This is a genomic window from Deltaproteobacteria bacterium (genome assembly GCA_012522415.1).
Taxonomy (GTDB): Bacteria; Desulfobacterota; Syntrophia; order Syntrophales; family JAAYKM01; genus JAAYKM01.
Genome location: JAAYKM010000088.1, coordinates 1 through 16351, shown reverse-complemented (window position 1 = coordinate 16351; position 16351 = coordinate 1). Strand labels below are relative to the sequence as shown.

The following is a 16351-nucleotide window of genomic DNA, read 5'->3' as shown; positions in this document are numbered from 1 at the left end:
TTTGCCCGTCATGGAGAGGGGCCCGTCGCCGGTACCGAAAAGCAGGCGACCGCAAGCGCCGTCCGGCCCTTTCGAAAGTTTGACCGGCGTACCCGGCTGGGGCTGGTGTTTCCCGGCGCAATAAGTTCATCCGAAAATGGTCGTGAGAAGGTGAGCCCCTTTATGGTTTAATTTTTTACTTCATGGTGAGCGGGGTGGCACGTTGAAAAAAGGGGACTGTTTTGGACATACCGTTATTACATCGGAGGGGTTTGAACCGGCGGCATATTGCCGGGCGCTTGGGGATCAGCCGTAACACGATCATCTTCTCCCGATGGGTTTTTCAGGGAGCTATGGGATCGTGAAGCGAGCCGTTCGGTCAATGAAGGAGGAACGGGGCCGGATAAGCTTATAGGCGGTTTGAGACGGAGCCGGGTTATCAATCTCAGGTGGATTGCCATATCCGGGCTTTCGATCATTTCGGCGGGGTTCCCGAAGAGATTTTGTACGACCGGATGAGGCGTTGAATTCCCTCTGGTTCATTGATTGCTTCGTAGAGCGAACGGCAGGCATCAGCCGTGACGAAACCGCACGGCGGTTTTGGCGTCCGCTGCATTGACATGTTAGAAGTTAAGCGCGGACTGGCTCGACTGCGCGATTTCATTGAGCTGAGACTTAAGGCCGACTTTCTTTTTTATCACATCAAGGCTATCAGGAGAACAATTGGCTAAAAGTGTCTCCAATTCGTTCAGAGAAGTTACAGAGATAAAGGTTTTCTTTGGAGAGAAATAAACTAAAGATTTCTTATGCCTCTTAAGTAGCTCTATTACATTTTTAATTGTGCCTGAACTCTTTCCATCCCAAAGCATTAGGCCGTAATCTGCACCTTCAGCCATTTCTACATCCTTGTATGTGTAGAACGCTCTTCCAGTAATTCCGGATGGGACGTCAACGTTGTGCATTGGCCATGTTCCTAAATTATTACGACATTTGGGTCCAGAGCAGAAGACCACGACATGTTCATATTTCTGTTCGGAAAGAAAGGATTGAATTGCCTTATCGGCGCCGTTGGCATCACCAACAAAGACTCGATAGGACCCTGCAATAATATTTTCCAACCGCTCTCGGACTTGATCATTGAGTCGCCCAAGTTTTCGAGAGCCTGCTACGAATACGGATATCATCTCTTGCTCCTTGTCTTCGTCATCGTTAGCACAAAGACATCGTTGACACCACCCTTGTCGTACAGGAGTTCTGTTGCCACACGCAGAGTCGCTCCGGACCTATACAAATCGTCGATTAACAACACATTCTTTCCCTCAATGGCGTCACACTGCTCAAGATATAATCTTTCTCGCAGCAGTGCCTCGCGTTCGTCAACGTCGGTCACGTTCTTGAGCTCGGGGCCTCCAGCACGTTTGCAAAGGACACCTTCAAGTACTTTGACACCACGGCATTCTCCAAGTTTCCGGGTAATTTCAACGACCGGCTGAACCCGCCTTTGCTTGTTTGTCGAGGGAACGGGAATCAAGTAATCCATTGACTCTATGCCTTTGATCTTGTCCAGGAGCTTGACGATCTTTTGGACCTTTCGTGCATCTGCACGATATTTTATCTGATAGAGCAGTTCGCCAATTTCGCTCCGGGTGTTATCCCACTGATCGTATCCGTACTCATTGACGCCCAAGTAAGTGCTGCTCAAGGTGTGAACGTCGAATGCGAGCCCACGTTTCCAATTTCCTTCCAGCTGAATCGACACGTCTGCCCCCTTCCTCTTGACTTCTAACGCTGCGCCTTAGGAGCCGCGACGATCTATCGCGGTCTGCTACAGGCGCTTGTTCGCTCATCGATATACTTCTTTCCGATGGCCGACCTTAACTATCCATACCGTAAGCTCGTTGTCCTGGATCGTATATACAATCCGATAATTCCCTTGACGGATTCTGTATAATTCATGGCCTGTGAGTTTTTCGCACCCCATAGGCCGAGGATCAGTTCCAAGTTGCTCAATTCGTGAGAGGATTTTTTTCAGATCGGCTTTGGGTACCTTTTTGAGTTCTTTCCAAACCGATTCCCTGAAAAATATTTCATATGCGGCCATCTTTTTTCAGCCTTTTCAGCATCTCGGAAGAACTGATCAGCGGTTCATTCACCCTTTCCTCGAAAGCAGAAATATCCTCAGCATCCTCAGCAAGCGCTGCCTTGACAGCGTCATTGACAAGGTCTGATATTGATTTCGATGTTTCTATTGATTTTAGTTTCAGTGCCCTGTGGATGGAAGGGTCGAAATACACGGTGGCTCTTTTTGCCGGTGTTGCCATAATGTCACCTCCAATCTTTGTGACATTATAGTGTCAAAACGTTATGACGTCAATAATGGTTTCAGAGAGCGAACGGCGGAGGTCAGCCGACGGCAGTTCGCGTAGCGGGCTACCCGACTGCGCCGGGCATTGCGATAGAGGGTGAAGTCCGGTTCCCTGTACGGGATGGTCTACGTTTTCCCGTCGAGCGCAACGCGGCGGGACCGGCGTGAACGGAGCGGGAAACGTCGGTGCGGGGAAGCCCCACGGGGCTGCAGGAGGACGTAGGTGGCGCCGCAGGGCCGTGCACTGGCAAAGGCGATGATCCATTTCTGCCAGGAGCGGCGGGTCAGCCAGTCTTTCTTTTATTTTGGAATGCTTGTAATTGGTGGTTCTTTTTGGACATGTTCCATATTTGGATCGACATATATTATTAATTCATCGTCTGATACGTTATTCCAATTTCTTTTTGAGCTCATGCTTATTTTTCTGCCTAATCCAAATCGATATTCATGAACGTGAGATTCAAACCTTAAAATATGTTCTGAGATTATTTTTTCTAAATGTATTCTTGCCTCCTTTTCATTCTCAAGCTCCCTTTTAAGGATATTTATCTGGGTTTGCATAATGTCGATTTGATTCATATTTATTCCTGACAAATTATCATTTTCCATTTTGATATCCTTCCAAATGGAAACGTCGTTCTGCATAAGATGCTGTGCCGCGACAGGGCGTGTTGGTGGGTTTTGATTATGCTGCTGTGGCAGGCCGCTTTCGGTTCTGCCCGTATCCGATTTTGCAAAGCTGAACGCCCCGGAATGTCCCTGACTTTTTTTGTCTGTTGTTTCGATCCGCACGACCCAGGACTTGCCAGGCATAGCGAACTGTGGAGAAGGGGTCCAATAAAAGGTACCGGTATTTGGGGTGCCGGTTTTGATGGCCGTCTGGATCGTTCCGCCGGGTCTGTCCATCAGGAGTATGTTCACTGAGGCGACGGTGCTGATAGTGCTTCTGTCCCAGATGATGGGCAGGGGTTTACCGACCGGATGCTGCGTGCCCTGGGCCGGGCTTCTGACCGCGATGACGGCCTTCTGCCCCAGGGAGGAAGTGATGCCCTGCTTCGTCGGAACGGGCGCTGTCATTCCGGGAGCGCTTTTTACGGGCGGAGTCTGCGGTTTCGGCGTTGGCGTGCCTGTTATCTGGGTTGGCGATGGCGCGGTCTTTATGGTTCCGGTTTTGAGCTGATCGGAATGGCATTTTGGGACAATCCAGAGGATGCAGATCATGATGGTGTAGAACATGACGAGTGTGCGCATATGGGCCTCCTTTTGTTATTCGAAAAATGTTTCGTTTTTCATACTCTCAATTTTGGTCTTGACGATCGCCTTCGACGCAATTGGATTGTGGTTTGCGGGTTGCCGAGGCTGAAGGCCTCAATCCTTCGTCACTGCCCTCGCAAGGCTTGGCACCGAGCAAGAACCGGTTTCGTGGCTACTTCTTTCAGGGCCCCCTTGGTCGTGCAGCGGGGCGGTCAGTTCAAGTTCCGGTACGGTGTCGATAAAACAACGATGCGATATTAGGTGGTTTCATGGCCTGCCTTCAACCAGGTCCGGGCCTGCCAGGCGTGGAGGGAGTTGTCGATCCGCCGATTGCAGTTTCCTTGACGGTATTCCCTCGCAGGCTCGCCAAATCAGTTGATCCATTTAGTCTTATCGAAGTTTATGACTTTATTTTTAAAAACAGACATGCTCTCGAATATGAATTCGAGAGTCGGCGAATGATGAACCTCCTCCCTGGATATCAGTTCCTTCCCATTTAGTTCCTGTAAAGTCGGTTAAGTTAATAAGAATTTGCTTTTGACGGTTCCGAGTATAGGGAGGCCATTTTCTCGCGTCAAGGGGTATTTTTTCCCAAAAATCAGGCGAGGTCATCCCCTTATCCAGACTTTTCACGAAGCCGTCAAGAATGACTCTTAACAGCGTTCCCGGATCGTGTTAAATGATGGTCGAAATTATTCATTCGGAGGCCCTTCTTGAAGAGGGATATTGCCATCGACTACCTGCGGAGCGGCATAACAGTTTCTGTCGTTGCGCATCACGCTGCCCTTGCCTACAATACTTTCAGCTATTTCGACGCGAAGCGTTACATCAGATCCACTGCACCGGTTGTTGACACGGTCCGCTGGATGCCGCTTGACCTGTTGGTGGGCTGGAACGACATGTTTTTCATGTGCCTCATGTTTCTTGTCTCCGGGCTGTTCGTTGTGCCATCCATTGAGCGCAAGGGTGTTTTGCACTTCCTGTCGGACAGGTCAAAGCGACTCGGCATCCCCTTTGTAGTCTGTGTAGTATTGCTCAGCCCTCTGGCATACTACCCCGCGTGGCTGTCAAGCGAAGCTGCCGGCCAGGGCAACTTCCTCTACCGGTTTTTTACCGTTGATGGCTGGTCGAGTGGGCCGTCCTGGTTTATATGGGTTCTGCTCGCCTTCTGCTTTCTGGTTGCCGTGCCCCATCTTTTCATTCGGGATTTTAGGAAGAGAGTGTCATGGTCTGTCAACTCTCCAGCAAACCTGGTCATTATGCTGCTTGCAGTGAGTCTGCTTGCGACCGTGCCCGTGCGTCTGTTTGTCGCTCCCACCAGTTGCTTAAATCCATGGGGACCGTTGCAGGTTCAGACGTGGCGGCTCCTGCTGTATTTTGCATGGTTCCTGGTGGGTGTTGTCATAGGGGGTGCGAAGATACAACACTCTCTTTCACGTGAAAACCTGCAACCATGGCCTTTCTGGGTTGCTTTGGGGGCGTTAAGCTATCTGGTTCACGGTGCCATGGAAGCAAGGCTATTTTGCTTTGCGGGCATGCAGGTCCGGTTGATCAATGTCCTGCAGGCAACAGTCTATTCATGCTGTTGCACATTCACGAGCCTTGGCGCTCTGGGAATGGCTCGTTTTTTTTTCAACACGGCCAGGCCGCTTGCGGATAGCCTGACGGACAACGCATATGGCATCTATATCTTCCATTATGCATTCGTCATTTGGATGCAATACTTGCTTCTCGCACATCAGATTCCGGCAGCCCTGAAGTTTCTCGCAAGCTCTACGTTTGCCCTGTCGGCAATCTGGCTGCTGACATCCCTGTTGCACAAAACGCCGGCAAAGAAATTTCTCTAATTTTCTTTTCCAGTCCGCCACTATGCGGGAATTCCATAAGAGGATATGATGTGATCATCTTTTTTACTATTCCGATTGCATATGAACAGTCTGGTACTTTGATCGCATGGTCGCATTTACCAATGCTCTTCAACTTTAATTCCCCCGGGCAATGGATAGTCGCCGGCTGAAGAAGCAGACATTGTGGGAAACATGATAGCGCTGGTTTCTCAAAGGGGTCTGCTTGAAATAGAGACTGCCGGTCCCAGGTTGCAAGAACGTAATTTTTAAAGATAAGACTAAACGGCCCTCGACTTATAGTCGAGGATCGTTTAATTGACAGGCTGGCTTTTTTTCTATATGGATCAAAAAATTTTCTGCATCCCGGGAGGGGCAAATGACTGTCTGGAAATCACCGTCCGTATGGCGGCTGTGCATGAGAGGTGTTTTACCATGCCTGCTGGCTGTTTATATTGCAGGCTGCGGTAACTATTTCGGTTTCGTGCAGAAACAGCGGGACCTGACGAGGGAATTCAGCAGGGAGCAGAGCGCCAGGCTGCTCATGGAGCTGGCGCCGGAAGACGCCTATTTATTCCTCGGAAAGCTGCATTTTACCCGGGAACCCGATGGCCCCATCCTGATTGTGGCAGTGACCGACAGGTTCAAGAAAGGAGAAATTGCAGCGCTTTCTCCGATGCAGACTCCTCTGGATTATTATCAGATCCATCTGCAGGAAGGCGTTTATGAACTCTACTTTTTCGCGGATGTCGATGGAAACGGTTACTTTGAGTCTCACGAGATGGTGGGCAAGATGCCTTCCCCCGTCACAATATCCCGGAACAAGATTAAGGACGGCCTGTCGATAATCGGCCCGGAGTTCACCATTGATCCTGCGAAACCCGTTAAAACAGACCTGGACGTCAGGGAAAAGGTAAGGCAGCATTCCTATGTCTATGAGTCGCTTGATGATGATTTTTTCGACCCCAAGTATGGTGAGACGGGACTCTATGACCCCAAGACGTTTATGGCGCATACTCAGCAGTACATCTTTTCATTCGAGAAGTTCGATCCGCATAAGACGCATGTTATTTTTGTTCACGGTTTCGGGGGAACGCCGAGAGACTTCAAATATCTCGTAGCCGGCCTCGACCGAAAGCGTTATCAGCCATGGTTTTACTTCTATCCGTCCGGCATGTCCCTTAAAAAACTGGGTGCGAACCTGTCAAACATCATCAAATATTCCAAAAAGAACATCCGCAAGCATCCGCTGAACATGATCATTGTCGCCCACAGCATGGGCGGCCTTGTCAGCCTGGCTACGCTCAGCGAGCTGCACCGCAGCGGCATCGACCTTGACCTTAAGGGATATGTCTCTTTCAACTCGCCATACGGGGGTGTGGATTCGGCTGCGGCCGGCTTAAAATATGCTCCGGCGGTTGTCCCCGCCTGGCGCGACGTTGCCACCGGAAGTCCTTTTCTCATGGAGATGTACGAGATTGCCGCCTACAGAGATGTTCCCTTCTATCTCTTTTTCGGCTTCAATACCGGGGCAAGCAGCGACGGGACAATTACTCTCCACAGCCAATTGGACGGGCGGGTGCATCTGGCCGCTTATAAAAGCTACGGCTTCAATGCCTCGCATGTGGGGATTCTGAACGATGAAAAGGTGCGGGAGATTTTTTATTCTGTGCTGTCGACTCTCGACAGAAAATAAATGATTTTTTTTCTTCCTGCCCTTGGCTTTGTAGAGATCTCCGCCTGCCTTCTTGACGAACGCTGCCGCGTTCTGCTTTTGCGGAAGGCCTCTGAATCTCCATTTACGGTAATGACGACGGAGTTCCCAAGGCCTAAACGACTGCGCCGGGCATTGCGATAGAGGAGAACGAAGCCCGGTTCCCGGTGCGGGAGGGTCTAAGTTTCCCGGGCGGACGCAGCGCGGCGGGACCGGCGTGAACGGTGCGGGAAACGCCGGTGCGGAGGAGCCCCATGGGGTCGCAGGAGGACGTAGGTGGCGCCGGCGCCGCCGTCGCAGGGCCGCGCGCTGGCAAAGGCGATGATCCATTTCCGCCAGGAGCGACGGGTCAGCCAGTCTTTCACCATATTTTTCAGGACCGGTTCTCGGGGCGAGGAAAGCCCCCGGCCGTGGATGACGAGGAGGGACTGCCTACCCGCGGCGATCGCGTCTAGCAGGAAAGTTTCCAGGGCCGGTTGGGCCGCTGTCATCGTATAACCGTGGAGATCGATGTGGTCCTGGACCGGGAAATCGCCCCGATGGAGACGCCGGGCCCATTCCAGGGGAAACCGGTAGCCCGTTCCTTCCATGTACTCCGGCGTGTCGGAGACGCTGTAACCTTCACCCTGTACGACGAGCCGCCGCAGAGCCGCCAGGGTTTCTGCCCTGTCATGGTCGTCAGGCCGCTGGACCGGGCCGGACGGGACCGGCCGGCGGGAGTCGCGACGGTCGCCGGCCATAGGGACGACATCCGCCATGGCGACACGGAAGAGCGCCTCTTCGTTTTCCGGCGTGTCTCTGTCCAGTCGAACGCCGGCCGCGGCGGGTTTCCCGCCGGGGGCAACCTTTATCCTCCGCAGGCGGGCTTCCGCTTCCTTGAAGGGTTGATTGAAGGCGTTATCTTTCATCGTATCGCCTTTTTATCATGTCTGACCGCACCCTTTTTTGCTGGAGTGGGTAATGCAAAGAGGGTCCCGTTCGCCTGTTCGCAAGTGCGGTGAGCGGAGTTTGTCCCACCCGCCGTTGTGCCCTGCCGCCTCCCGATGCGGCATCCATGTCCAGGATGTCACGCACGGGAAATGTACCCCCCATCAAGGGACCGTGTCACAATGCCATTCTGAGGCGTCAACCAAGAATCTCTTCCGTTCGAAATGAAAAGATTCGATGCCGGTGCCGTTACATCTACACTTCATGGCCGAAACAGGGAGGTCAGAAGCCTCAGAAATTGAAAGGTTTGCAGATCACTTCCCGGACCTTCAGGTCGAAGAAGCGGTAGCTGTTTGCCGGCTGAACAACCAGGGCCGTGTCACAACCCTCGGCGGTTCCGCCGATTGCGATCACGTCCTGATCCGTCCGGACCAAGCCGGCGTCGGCGGCCATCAGGGCGATTTCAACGGCCACCTTGGTTCCCTGGCCGAAGGTGCGGAGCGTGTAAGCCATAATTTCATCGACCTGGTAGGTGCTCAGCTTATTGCGGACGGCCCGGCCGACACCGCCGAAGGCATGCTGGCCGGTGAAGATCGGAATGCCTTTTCCCATCAGGATCCGCCGATTTTCTTCCGTTAGTTCCTGGGTGTTCGGCGCGGCGAAACCCGTCACATGGGTGAGGGCGATGATATGAACGTCCGGGGGGAAAATATCCCGCGCTTGAAGAGCCGTGTTGCCGCTGCAGGTGGCAACCAGGGCCAGCCCGATCCGTCTTTCCTCCGCGCGCTTTGCCGCCGTCTCCAGGACGGCCCGGGTGTTGGCCGGTCCGGGACCGTTAAAATAAAGGGTGTTTACTGTCGGGATATCCGGGGACATGCTTGTCGCCTCCTTCATCAAAACAGATTAGCCTGCCGGTCGTTTTCCTTTTTTATTGCCGGGTCAGCGGGGGGCGTTTCTTCGTCTTTCCGGGACGGCTTCGTCTTTTCCGCGACGACAAGAAAAGTCGCCGTGCAGCGCAGAATCTGTCGTTCCTGATCATCCCGGATGAGACAATCGCCGACAATGATGGATCTTCCCTTTTTAAAGACCGTTGCTTCGGCCGTCAGCGTGCCGTTCTTGACCGGGGCGAGGAAATTGCTCTTCAATTCAACGGTTGTAAGCCCCTCATTTCCCTTCAGGACAGACATGATGGCGTGGGCGATGGTTTCATCAGCCAAAGCGACCATAAGCCCCCCCTGGACAAGCCCCGCCCCCTGCAGATACTCCGGTTTGGCGGCCATGTGGAAACGGGCGAAACCCGTTGAAATTTCATCTAGCCGGATGTCCAGAAAAGCGAGAAAGGGATTGATTGTGGTATCGCCCGCCTGGAGCCGGCTGAGGTATGTCGCGTAATCGAACATGGGTGGAATAGAGCCCCCTCCTCATTCTTTGAAAATCTGGCTGGAGAACGACGTCCTGGTGACCATGGATATAGATGGGAAAGGGGTTTCTGTCAAGGGACTATCCAAATCCAGTATGCCAAAATCCGGTTGACAAAACGGAATTTTGATATACCCTAGCGCGGGAAATCGGTATGATAAGAACGGATTAGGAGAGTGTGGTGCTGGAAGTTACGTCAAGTGCTATTGATTTTCTAACCCGTATGGTGGAACAGATGGGTGGAGAGCAGTATATCCGCCTTACGATTTTAGAAGCCTGAGGCGGTAACGGATTGGGGTTGGTTCTGGATGAACCACTCAAAGACGACGCGGTATTCGACAAACGGGGAATCAACTTTTTGGTAAATGAGCAACTCTATGAGAAAGTGAAGCCCGTTGTCATTGACTATGCAGGTCGGGGACCCGAAGGCGGATTTAAAATCATGTCCAGCTTGGGACAGGAAGGGCCTTCCCGTTGATGCTGCCGGAGGACGGTTTTTTCGTCTTGGTCACCAGGGACAGGGGACCGCTCCGCTGCGTTAAGATCAGGGCAAGTGTGAAACATCGGTAATGGGGTGGTCGATGGCGATATCATCGATTATGAACGGAGGAATAAACATATGTTGACCGTGACGAATAAGGCCATTGATTTTCTGATGAACCTCATGGAGAAGCTGGAGGAGGATCAGAAGGTTCGTATTTTCCTGGACGAAAGCGCAGGAAACCATGTCCTGGGGATGATTCTTGATCAGACTCGAGATGGTGATGAGGTCATTGTGATTCAGGGTATTCCCTTCTTGATCGCCAGGGAGCTTTATGAAAGGTCGAAACCGATAGAAATTGATTTTATTGAATATACGCCAGGGGCAGGATTTAAAATTTCCTCCAGCCTGGAAGGTGAAAAGCTCCCATCTTGATCCTCTTCGTGATGTAGCATCGAATTTATTTTATCCTCTTATACCATGAATGGTTTTCAACAAATCGATCCCGACCTGCACCAGGCTAAAGAGCTGGAACAGGCCGGTTTTTTTGATGAGGCTGCAACGCTTTACCGGAGGTTGATAGAAAACCATCCGGATGAAAACTCTTATCTGCTGGCACTCGCCTGGGTTTACCATGACGGGGGTCACAAGGATGAAGCGCTTGCCTGTTTTCGGAAACTCTTCGAACGGGAACTGCGTCACAAAGTTTTCAGCGGATTTGCCTTCGATGAACTTGTCCGGTTGTACAAAGAGAACGGCAGTCTGGACTTGCTCGTAGATGTGTGTGAAAGAGCGGTTCACGCTCAGCCGAACGACCTCTCCCTCCTCGGTGATTTGGGAGATGCTTATATGCGGGGCGGAAGACCACGGGACGCTGTCGGGGTTTTTGAAAAAATGGCAAATATGGATCCTGACGCGGTGATCGTATATTGTTACCTTGGCAACGCCTACGTCGCGATGGGAGAAATAGAGCTGGCCCAGGGGGCTTATGGAAAAGCCGTGGCGCTGGAACCGGATAAAAAGGAGGTTTTTTATACCCGCTTGGCGGAAGCATGCCGAAAGGCCGGATGTGCCGTGTCTGCGGAGAAGATTCTGAGGGATTGCCTCCGGGACAGCGAAAATCCCCTTTTATTTCTTGATCTGGCGGATATCCATGTTGAACTGGGTCGTGTTGATGAGGGCGAAACCTTGCTGGCGCAGGCAATTCGTATGGAACCTGTGCGGGCAGGAACGTTCCTCAATCGGTTCGGCAACAGCCTGGCCAAGGCGGGCCTGCATGAGCTCGCCATTGATTATTTTAAACAGGCTGTTAAAACTGATCCCCGGAACCCTTTTTATTACACCCATCTTGCCGCATCCTGCACCGCAATCGGTCGGGAGGACATCGTCGCAGAGGTTCTGGGTGAAAACAATTTACTCTGAACCTGCTTATATTTTCCCCGATTCGTTGATGACGTTTGTAAAGGTATGATAAAAGCCCTCATTTTCTGCTATGCCGTTGGTGATGAGGGTGATGAAATCCTTAATGTTCTGAGTGTTGATAATCATATTGACGCTCCGGGTTAAGGCGCCCATCCTATCCAGCGTTCGCAGACGGGTGCTGAGCAGACTGATGAACATGCGTCTGCGCGTCGACATGGGTACCGTTGCAAGGTAACGGAGCAGGTCATTTCTGTCGGGATCGGTTGTATCGAAATTTTCATCAATCACCAGCAGCGTGTACACATGAAAGCGCATTTTTTTCACGGCTTCTTTTGCTGTATTGACTTCCGAGATATAGAAGTCACGACCGGCGAGATCAGCCGTGATTTTTTCCCGGATCGCATCGTCTGTCACGCAGATCATGGCCGTTTCCGTATCCGTGCCGATAAAATCAAAGGGTTTATCCGCATCGTCATACTCATACCAGAGTAATTCGCTGAGAAAGTCCTTGCCGTCTTCCACTTTTATAACCATCCCTTCGGTTTTCCATATTGGTTGTCCACCCGCAACTTGTCCAGGGTGCTTGTTTTTTCTCCTTTGCTGCTTTTCAAGGCGTCAATGCCGCGTCCGACGATGGAACGATTCGACGCATAGGCTTTGGCCGTTTCTTCAGTAACAAGACCATCCTTGTACAGGTTGACAATATATTCGTGGAAGGTGATCATGCCGAACGCTTTGCCCGCCTCCATGATATCGTAGAAGGTTTTCCCATCCGATTCCCCGTTGAGGATGACATCTTTTACCCGCAGGCTTGTACTCACCGCCTCAAAAGCGGCTACCCGTCCGCCACCGACTTTTGGCAAGAGCCTCTGGCAGACAATCCATCGCAGGGTATCGGCAAGGCGCACGCGGACCTGGTTTTCTTCTTCCGTGGAGAACATCCCCAGAATACGGCTAATGGTTGTACCGACGTCAACCGTATGAAGGGTCGTTAAGACGAGGTGTCCCGTTTCGGCCGCGGACAGGCCGATTTCGACGGTTTCGCGGTCCCGCATCTCGCCGACAAGAATTACCTTTGGGGCTTGACGCAGGGCAGCCCGCAGACCGTTTGCAAAGGTATCGAAATCACTTCCCAGTTCACGTTGGTTGAATGTGGACATACGATGGGGATGAGAAAATTCCACAGGATCTTCCAGTGTGATGATATGGACGGACTGGCTGTTGTTGATCTCGTTCAACACGGCCGCCAAAGAAGTGGTTTTACCGCTGCCGGTCGCTCCCGTAACCAGGACAATGCCATTTTTTTCCTTGGCGATTCTGTCGAAAGCCTCCGGTAGACTAAAATCCTTTATCGTGGGGATTCGGGATTCCATTTTCCTCATGACGATGGAGTAATTATCCCGTTGCGAGAAAATATTGACTCTGAAACGTGCCTTGCCCGGCAGTTCATAAGACAAGTCACATGAGCCATGGTTCAATAGCTGAGTCGTCAGCCGCCGATCATGGCCGATCAAATTTAAAGCAAACATTTCGGTTTGAAACGGCGTTAAACCTGGAAAGGGGGGATCCGTTTCCACCGGCAGGAGTTGTCCTGCGCTTTCAACCTGCAGAGGCTTGCCCACGGTGATGTTCAAGTCCGAAATATTATCATGGGAATCGAGCATCTGGGTAAAGAGATAGTCCATTTCCTGTTTTCTCATCGACACACCTCTCCTTTATCCGGCCTTTTTTCAGAACAAAATAAATATGTTACCGTCTTTTCATCTCCACACGACACCGGTGTTGTCGTGTCTTTCATGATCGATATGGGCATTGCCTCCATTAGGCCTCTGTAAAATCGGTTGGGGGATTCCTCAGGAAAGGCCGGAAACGCCCCTTATCGTTGGATTTCGTGTAGGCCTCGTCCGCGCTGATCCAGCCCTTGTCGAGAAGTTCATAGATCGCGTCGTCAAGAAGTTGCATGCCGTATTTTTTCCCTGCCTGCATCATTGACGGGATTTGAAAGGTTTTCGATTCCCTGATGAGGTTGCGTACCGCAGCGTTGGCAATCATTATTTCCAAAGCGACACAACGCGCTTTTTTATCGATTCGTTTGAACAAAACCTGGGAAATGACTGCACGAATTGCATCGGCCAGGGTGGAACGAATCTGCAGCTGTTCCTCTGAGGGAAAAACTTCGATCATACGATCGACCGTCCGGGCTGCATTGGTGGTATGCAAAGTAGCGAAAACGAGGTGTCCCGTTGAAGCCGCTTCAATGGCGAGAGAAATCGTCTCCAGATCGCGCATTTCGCCAACCAGTATGATATCTGGATCTTCTCGCAGAGCGCCCCGGAGGGCCGAGGAAAAGGATCGTGTATGAAAGCCGACTTCACGCTGATTGACGATACAGTTTTGGCTCTGGTGGACGAATTCAATGGGGTCTTCAATGGTGATGATGTGGTCTTTGCGGAGTCGGTTGGCTTCATTGATGATCGCTGCCAGAGTGGTCGATTTGCCGCACCCGGTTGGGCCAGTGACCAGAATAAGCCCCCTGGGCAGTGTGGCCAGTTTCGCAATAACCGGTGGAAGACCCAACTCTGCACAGGTGGATATCCTGCTGGGAATTTCTCTGAAAACAGCGGCGACGCCATTTTGCTGCATGAAAAAATTAGCTCGATAACGCGCCAGGCTCGGCACCTCGTAGGCAAAATCCACATCGCCTGTCTCCTCGAAGTGTTTTATCTTTTGTTCCGGTGTAATTTCATAGAGCATGGAGCGCAATTCATCGTTGGTCAAAGTATCGTATTGGATGCGTTCCATGTCACCCCGAATACGGATGGCGGGCTGTTGACCCGCAACAAGATGGAGGTCCGATGCGCCCTGTTCATTCATCAGCTGAAAAAAAGCATCAATTTTTGCCATGCAAGCCTCCTCGTGCTCCTCTTTTTCGTTATGATCGATGGCAATTTTTGAAAAAAGTACAAGGGAACGTTTTCACCCTCGTTTTTTTCAACAAGGATCATTATTTGACTTCATCGACACTGGTTCCCCAATAGGACGTCTCAATTTTTAAAAGATCCCAATGAGCCACGATTTAAACAGAACAATCCGATGGATCTCCTTTAATTTTTTCTATGGCGTGCCCCAATGCGGGGAGAACCGTGGCAAGATTCTCCCTGACACCTTTAGGACTTCCCGGCAAGTTGATTATCAATGATTCACCCCGGATACCGACCACAGCACGGGATATCATCGCATGGGGTGTAATGAGGACGCTTTCGCGTCTCATTGCTTCTGACATCCCGGGAATTTCTTTATCAATGACACCCATGGTCGCTTCCGGTGTGACATCGGATGGGCTGACGCCGGTTCCTCCTGTTGTAACAATCAAATCGATTTTCTTTTGATCAGCGTAGGCGACGAGGGCTGCGCTAATCTGTTCAACTTCATCCTGAACTATTGTATAATCAACAAAATAGAAACCTTCCTTACCAAGAATATCGCGAATTTCCTGACCGCTCGTGTCAAGTCTTTCCCCGCGAGCTCCTTTGTCGCTTACCGTGATGATCCCGAACGTAAACGGCATCCTACGTTTCTTCCTTTTCTCTCTTTGATTCTTCGATAATTTTCTCCGCCAAATGGGCGGGAACTTCTTCATAGTGGGAATGCGTATAGGTAAAAGTACCCCGTCCGCTGGTCATTGAGGTTAGATCAGGTGCATATTTTAGAATCTCGGCCAGCGCCACCTGTCCCCTAACGATCTGGTTTGCTCCTTTGGAATCCATGCCCAGGACGCGGCCACGCCGACTGTTCAGATCGCCGATGACATCTCCCATATACTCATCCGGAATTTCAATTTCAATATTGACAATCGGTTCCAAGAGAACCGGCTGGCAGGCCATGACGCCCTTTTTAAAACCCATGGAACCCGCTATTTTGAATGCCATTTCGGAAGAATCGACTGTATGGTAAGAGCCATCAACAAGGGAAACCCTGATGTCCACAACGGGATAACCGGCGACCACTCCTTCTCCCATTGCCTCGACAATACCTTTCTCCACCGCAGGCCGGTATTGCTGGGGGATCACACCGCCGACGATTTTATCGACAAATTCGAAACCCTCACCACGGGGCAGGGGTTCAATATCCAACCAGCAGTCGCCAAATTGACCACGACCGCCGGACTGTTTCTTGTAGCGACCCTGGATGTTGGTTTTGCCCTTGATGGTTTCCTTGTAAGGGACTCTTGGTGTCTTTAAATGGGCTTCCACACCAAATTTCCGTTTCATCTTTTCCATGTTGACTTCAATATGTACCTGACCCATACCGGAAATGATCATTTCCTTGGTCTGTTCATCCCGATGGAAGGACAGGGTTGGGTCCTCTTCTATGAGCCGGTTGATGGAAGAAACAATTTTTTCCTCATCTCCTCTGGATTTGGGTTCAATTGCAAAAGAGATGATTGTCGGTGGGAAAGCAATCTTCTCATATATGATTGGCGCCTTTTCTGTACAGATGGTGTCTCCCGTAAACGTGTCCTTGAGTTTCGACAACGCGGCAATATCTCCCGGAATTAGCCGCTCTGCCGTTTTTTGTGTTTTCCCCTCCACGTAAGATATGTTGCCTGTTCTCTCTGTTATTTTCCGTGTTGTATTGTAAAAATTGCCGTCGGAAGTTAATGTTCCGGAATAAACACGGAAAATCGTGAGCCGTCCGGCATAGGGATCCGCTATTGTTTTGAACACGAGCGCTGAAAATGGCGCGGCTTCATCGGGATTCCTCTCCTCTTCACCGTCACCTGAGAGTGGTTTTCCCACGGCACTGCCGCGATCAATCGGTGATGGCAGATACTTGGTCATCAAATCCATAAAGGGGGTGATACCGATATTCTTGATTGAGGAACCGCATAGAACGGGATAAAGCGAACCGTTTAAAATACCCTGTCGGAGTCCGGTTTTCAGATC

Annotated in this window: 17 protein-coding genes; 4 read left to right on the top strand and 13 right to left on the bottom strand. The window is 51.1% G+C overall.

What is annotated here, in order from left to right; all coding sequences use genetic code 11:
* Positions 1–602 precede the first annotated feature (602 nt).
* The 5 genes from GX147_07620 to GX147_07600 form a co-directional block, all read right to left on the bottom strand.
* Entirely contained in the window at positions 603–1163 is a 561-nt protein-coding gene (locus GX147_07620) for a hypothetical protein (protein NLN60561.1), read from the bottom strand.
* The gene (locus tag GX147_07615; GenBank protein ID NLN60560.1) at positions 1160–1738 is read right to left on the bottom strand and encodes a ComF family protein; all 579 of its coding nucleotides are present in this window, start codon (positions 1736–1738) and stop codon (positions 1160–1162) included. Before GX147_07615 ends, GX147_07620 begins: the two co-directional genes overlap by 4 nt.
* Before the next feature lie 84 nt (positions 1739–1822).
* Positions 1823–2080, bottom strand: a complete 258-nt coding sequence (locus GX147_07610; GenBank protein NLN60559.1) for a type II toxin-antitoxin system RelE/ParE family toxin — start codon at positions 2078–2080, stop codon at positions 1823–1825.
* The gene (locus tag GX147_07605) at positions 2067–2300 is read right to left on the bottom strand and encodes a CopG family transcriptional regulator (GenBank protein ID NLN60558.1); all 234 of its coding nucleotides are present in this window, start codon (positions 2298–2300) and stop codon (positions 2067–2069) included. Before GX147_07605 ends, GX147_07610 begins: the two co-directional genes overlap by 14 nt.
* A 344-nt stretch (positions 2301–2644) precedes the next feature.
* On the bottom strand, positions 2645–3595 hold the full coding sequence (locus tag GX147_07600) for a hypothetical protein (protein ID NLN60557.1): 951 nt from the start codon (positions 3593–3595) through the stop codon (positions 2645–2647).
* Between the two features lie 716 nt (positions 3596–4311).
* Between GX147_07600 and GX147_07595 the strand changes: the two genes are divergently transcribed.
* A complete protein-coding gene (locus GX147_07595; GenBank protein NLN60556.1) occupies positions 4312–5445 on the top strand; it encodes an acyltransferase in 1134 nt (377 codons plus the stop codon).
* Between the two features lie 376 nt (positions 5446–5821).
* A complete protein-coding gene (locus GX147_07590; protein NLN60555.1) occupies positions 5822–7138 on the top strand; it encodes an alpha/beta hydrolase in 1317 nt (438 codons plus the stop codon).
* 197 nt (positions 7139–7335) lie between these two features.
* Here the strand turns inward: GX147_07590 and GX147_07585 are convergent, their stop codons facing one another.
* The 3 genes from GX147_07585 to GX147_07575 all read right to left on the bottom strand — a co-directional run bounded on the left by GX147_07585 (position 7336) and on the right by GX147_07575 (position 9483).
* Positions 7336–8064 carry a DNA mismatch repair protein MutS gene (locus GX147_07585; protein ID NLN60554.1) on the bottom strand — a complete coding sequence of 243 codons (729 nt, stop codon included), beginning with the start codon at positions 8062–8064 and terminating at the stop codon, positions 7336–7338.
* A gap of 310 nt (positions 8065–8374) precedes the next feature.
* Entirely contained in the window at positions 8375–8959 is a 585-nt protein-coding gene (locus GX147_07580; protein NLN60553.1) for a hypothetical protein, read from the bottom strand.
* Between the two features lie 17 nt (positions 8960–8976).
* The gene (locus GX147_07575) at positions 8977–9483 is read right to left on the bottom strand and encodes a PaaI family thioesterase (protein NLN60552.1); all 507 of its coding nucleotides are present in this window, start codon (positions 9481–9483) and stop codon (positions 8977–8979) included.
* A gap of 638 nt (positions 9484–10121) precedes the next feature.
* On the opposite strand from GX147_07575, the gene GX147_07570 reads away from it, so the two are divergent.
* A complete protein-coding gene (locus GX147_07570; protein NLN60551.1) occupies positions 10122–10418 on the top strand; it encodes a hypothetical protein in 297 nt (98 codons plus the stop codon).
* Between the two features lie 45 nt (positions 10419–10463).
* The gene (locus GX147_07565) at positions 10464–11405 is read left to right on the top strand and encodes a tetratricopeptide repeat protein (GenBank protein NLN60550.1); all 942 of its coding nucleotides are present in this window, start codon (positions 10464–10466) and stop codon (positions 11403–11405) included.
* Between the two features lie 6 nt (positions 11406–11411).
* Here the strand turns inward: GX147_07565 and GX147_07560 are convergent, their stop codons facing one another.
* The 5 genes from GX147_07560 to GX147_07540 form a co-directional block, all read right to left on the bottom strand.
* Positions 11412–11939, bottom strand: coding sequence for a hypothetical protein (locus GX147_07560; GenBank protein ID NLN60549.1), 528 nt, complete (start codon positions 11937–11939; stop codon positions 11412–11414).
* Complete coding sequence (locus GX147_07555; protein NLN60548.1) at positions 11930–13105, bottom strand: PilT/PilU family type 4a pilus ATPase; 1176 nt, start codon at positions 13103–13105, stop codon at positions 11930–11932. Before GX147_07555 ends, GX147_07560 begins: the two co-directional genes overlap by 10 nt.
* Before the next feature lie 121 nt (positions 13106–13226).
* A complete protein-coding gene (locus tag GX147_07550) occupies positions 13227–14309 on the bottom strand; it encodes a type IV pilus twitching motility protein PilT (protein NLN60547.1) in 1083 nt (360 codons plus the stop codon).
* Positions 14310–14481: 172 nt separating this feature from the next.
* On the bottom strand, positions 14482–14973 hold the full coding sequence (locus tag GX147_07545) for a MogA/MoaB family molybdenum cofactor biosynthesis protein (GenBank protein NLN60546.1): 492 nt from the start codon (positions 14971–14973) through the stop codon (positions 14482–14484).
* A gap of 1 nt (position 14974) precedes the next feature.
* Positions 14975–16351, bottom strand: a 1377-nt coding sequence (locus tag GX147_07540; protein NLN60545.1) for an elongation factor G, incomplete at its 5' end; no start/stop codon positions are given.

Coding starts and splice junctions, on each gene's coding strand:
- GX147_07590 (NLN60555.1), top strand. CDS start 5,822: ATGACTGTCTGGAAATCACCGTCCGTATGGCGGCTGTGCATGAGAGGT.
- GX147_07600 (NLN60557.1), bottom strand. CDS start 3,595: ATGCGCACACTCGTCATGTTCTACACCATCATGATCTGCATCCTCTGG.
- GX147_07575 (NLN60552.1), bottom strand. CDS start 9,483: ATGTTCGATTACGCGACATACCTCAGCCGGCTCCAGGCGGGCGATACC.
- GX147_07555 (NLN60548.1), bottom strand. CDS start 13,105: ATGAGAAAACAGGAAATGGACTATCTCTTTACCCAGATGCTCGATTCC.
- GX147_07605 (NLN60558.1), bottom strand. CDS start 2,300: ATGGCAACACCGGCAAAAAGAGCCACCGTGTATTTCGACCCTTCCATC.
- GX147_07620 (NLN60561.1), bottom strand. CDS start 1,163: ATGATATCCGTATTCGTAGCAGGCTCTCGAAAACTTGGGCGACTCAAT.
- GX147_07570 (NLN60551.1), top strand. CDS start 10,122: ATGTTGACCGTGACGAATAAGGCCATTGATTTTCTGATGAACCTCATG.
- GX147_07580 (NLN60553.1), bottom strand. CDS start 8,959: ATGTCCCCGGATATCCCGACAGTAAACACCCTTTATTTTAACGGTCCC.
- GX147_07560 (NLN60549.1), bottom strand. CDS start 11,939: ATGGTTATAAAAGTGGAAGACGGCAAGGACTTTCTCAGCGAATTACTC.
- GX147_07545 (NLN60546.1), bottom strand. CDS start 14,973: ATGCCGTTTACGTTCGGGATCATCACGGTAAGCGACAAAGGAGCTCGC.
- GX147_07610 (NLN60559.1), bottom strand. CDS start 2,080: ATGGCCGCATATGAAATATTTTTCAGGGAATCGGTTTGGAAAGAACTC.
- GX147_07550 (NLN60547.1), bottom strand. CDS start 14,309: ATGGCAAAAATTGATGCTTTTTTTCAGCTGATGAATGAACAGGGCGCA.
- GX147_07565 (NLN60550.1), top strand. CDS start 10,464: ATGAATGGTTTTCAACAAATCGATCCCGACCTGCACCAGGCTAAAGAG.
- GX147_07585 (NLN60554.1), bottom strand. CDS start 8,064: ATGAAAGATAACGCCTTCAATCAACCCTTCAAGGAAGCGGAAGCCCGC.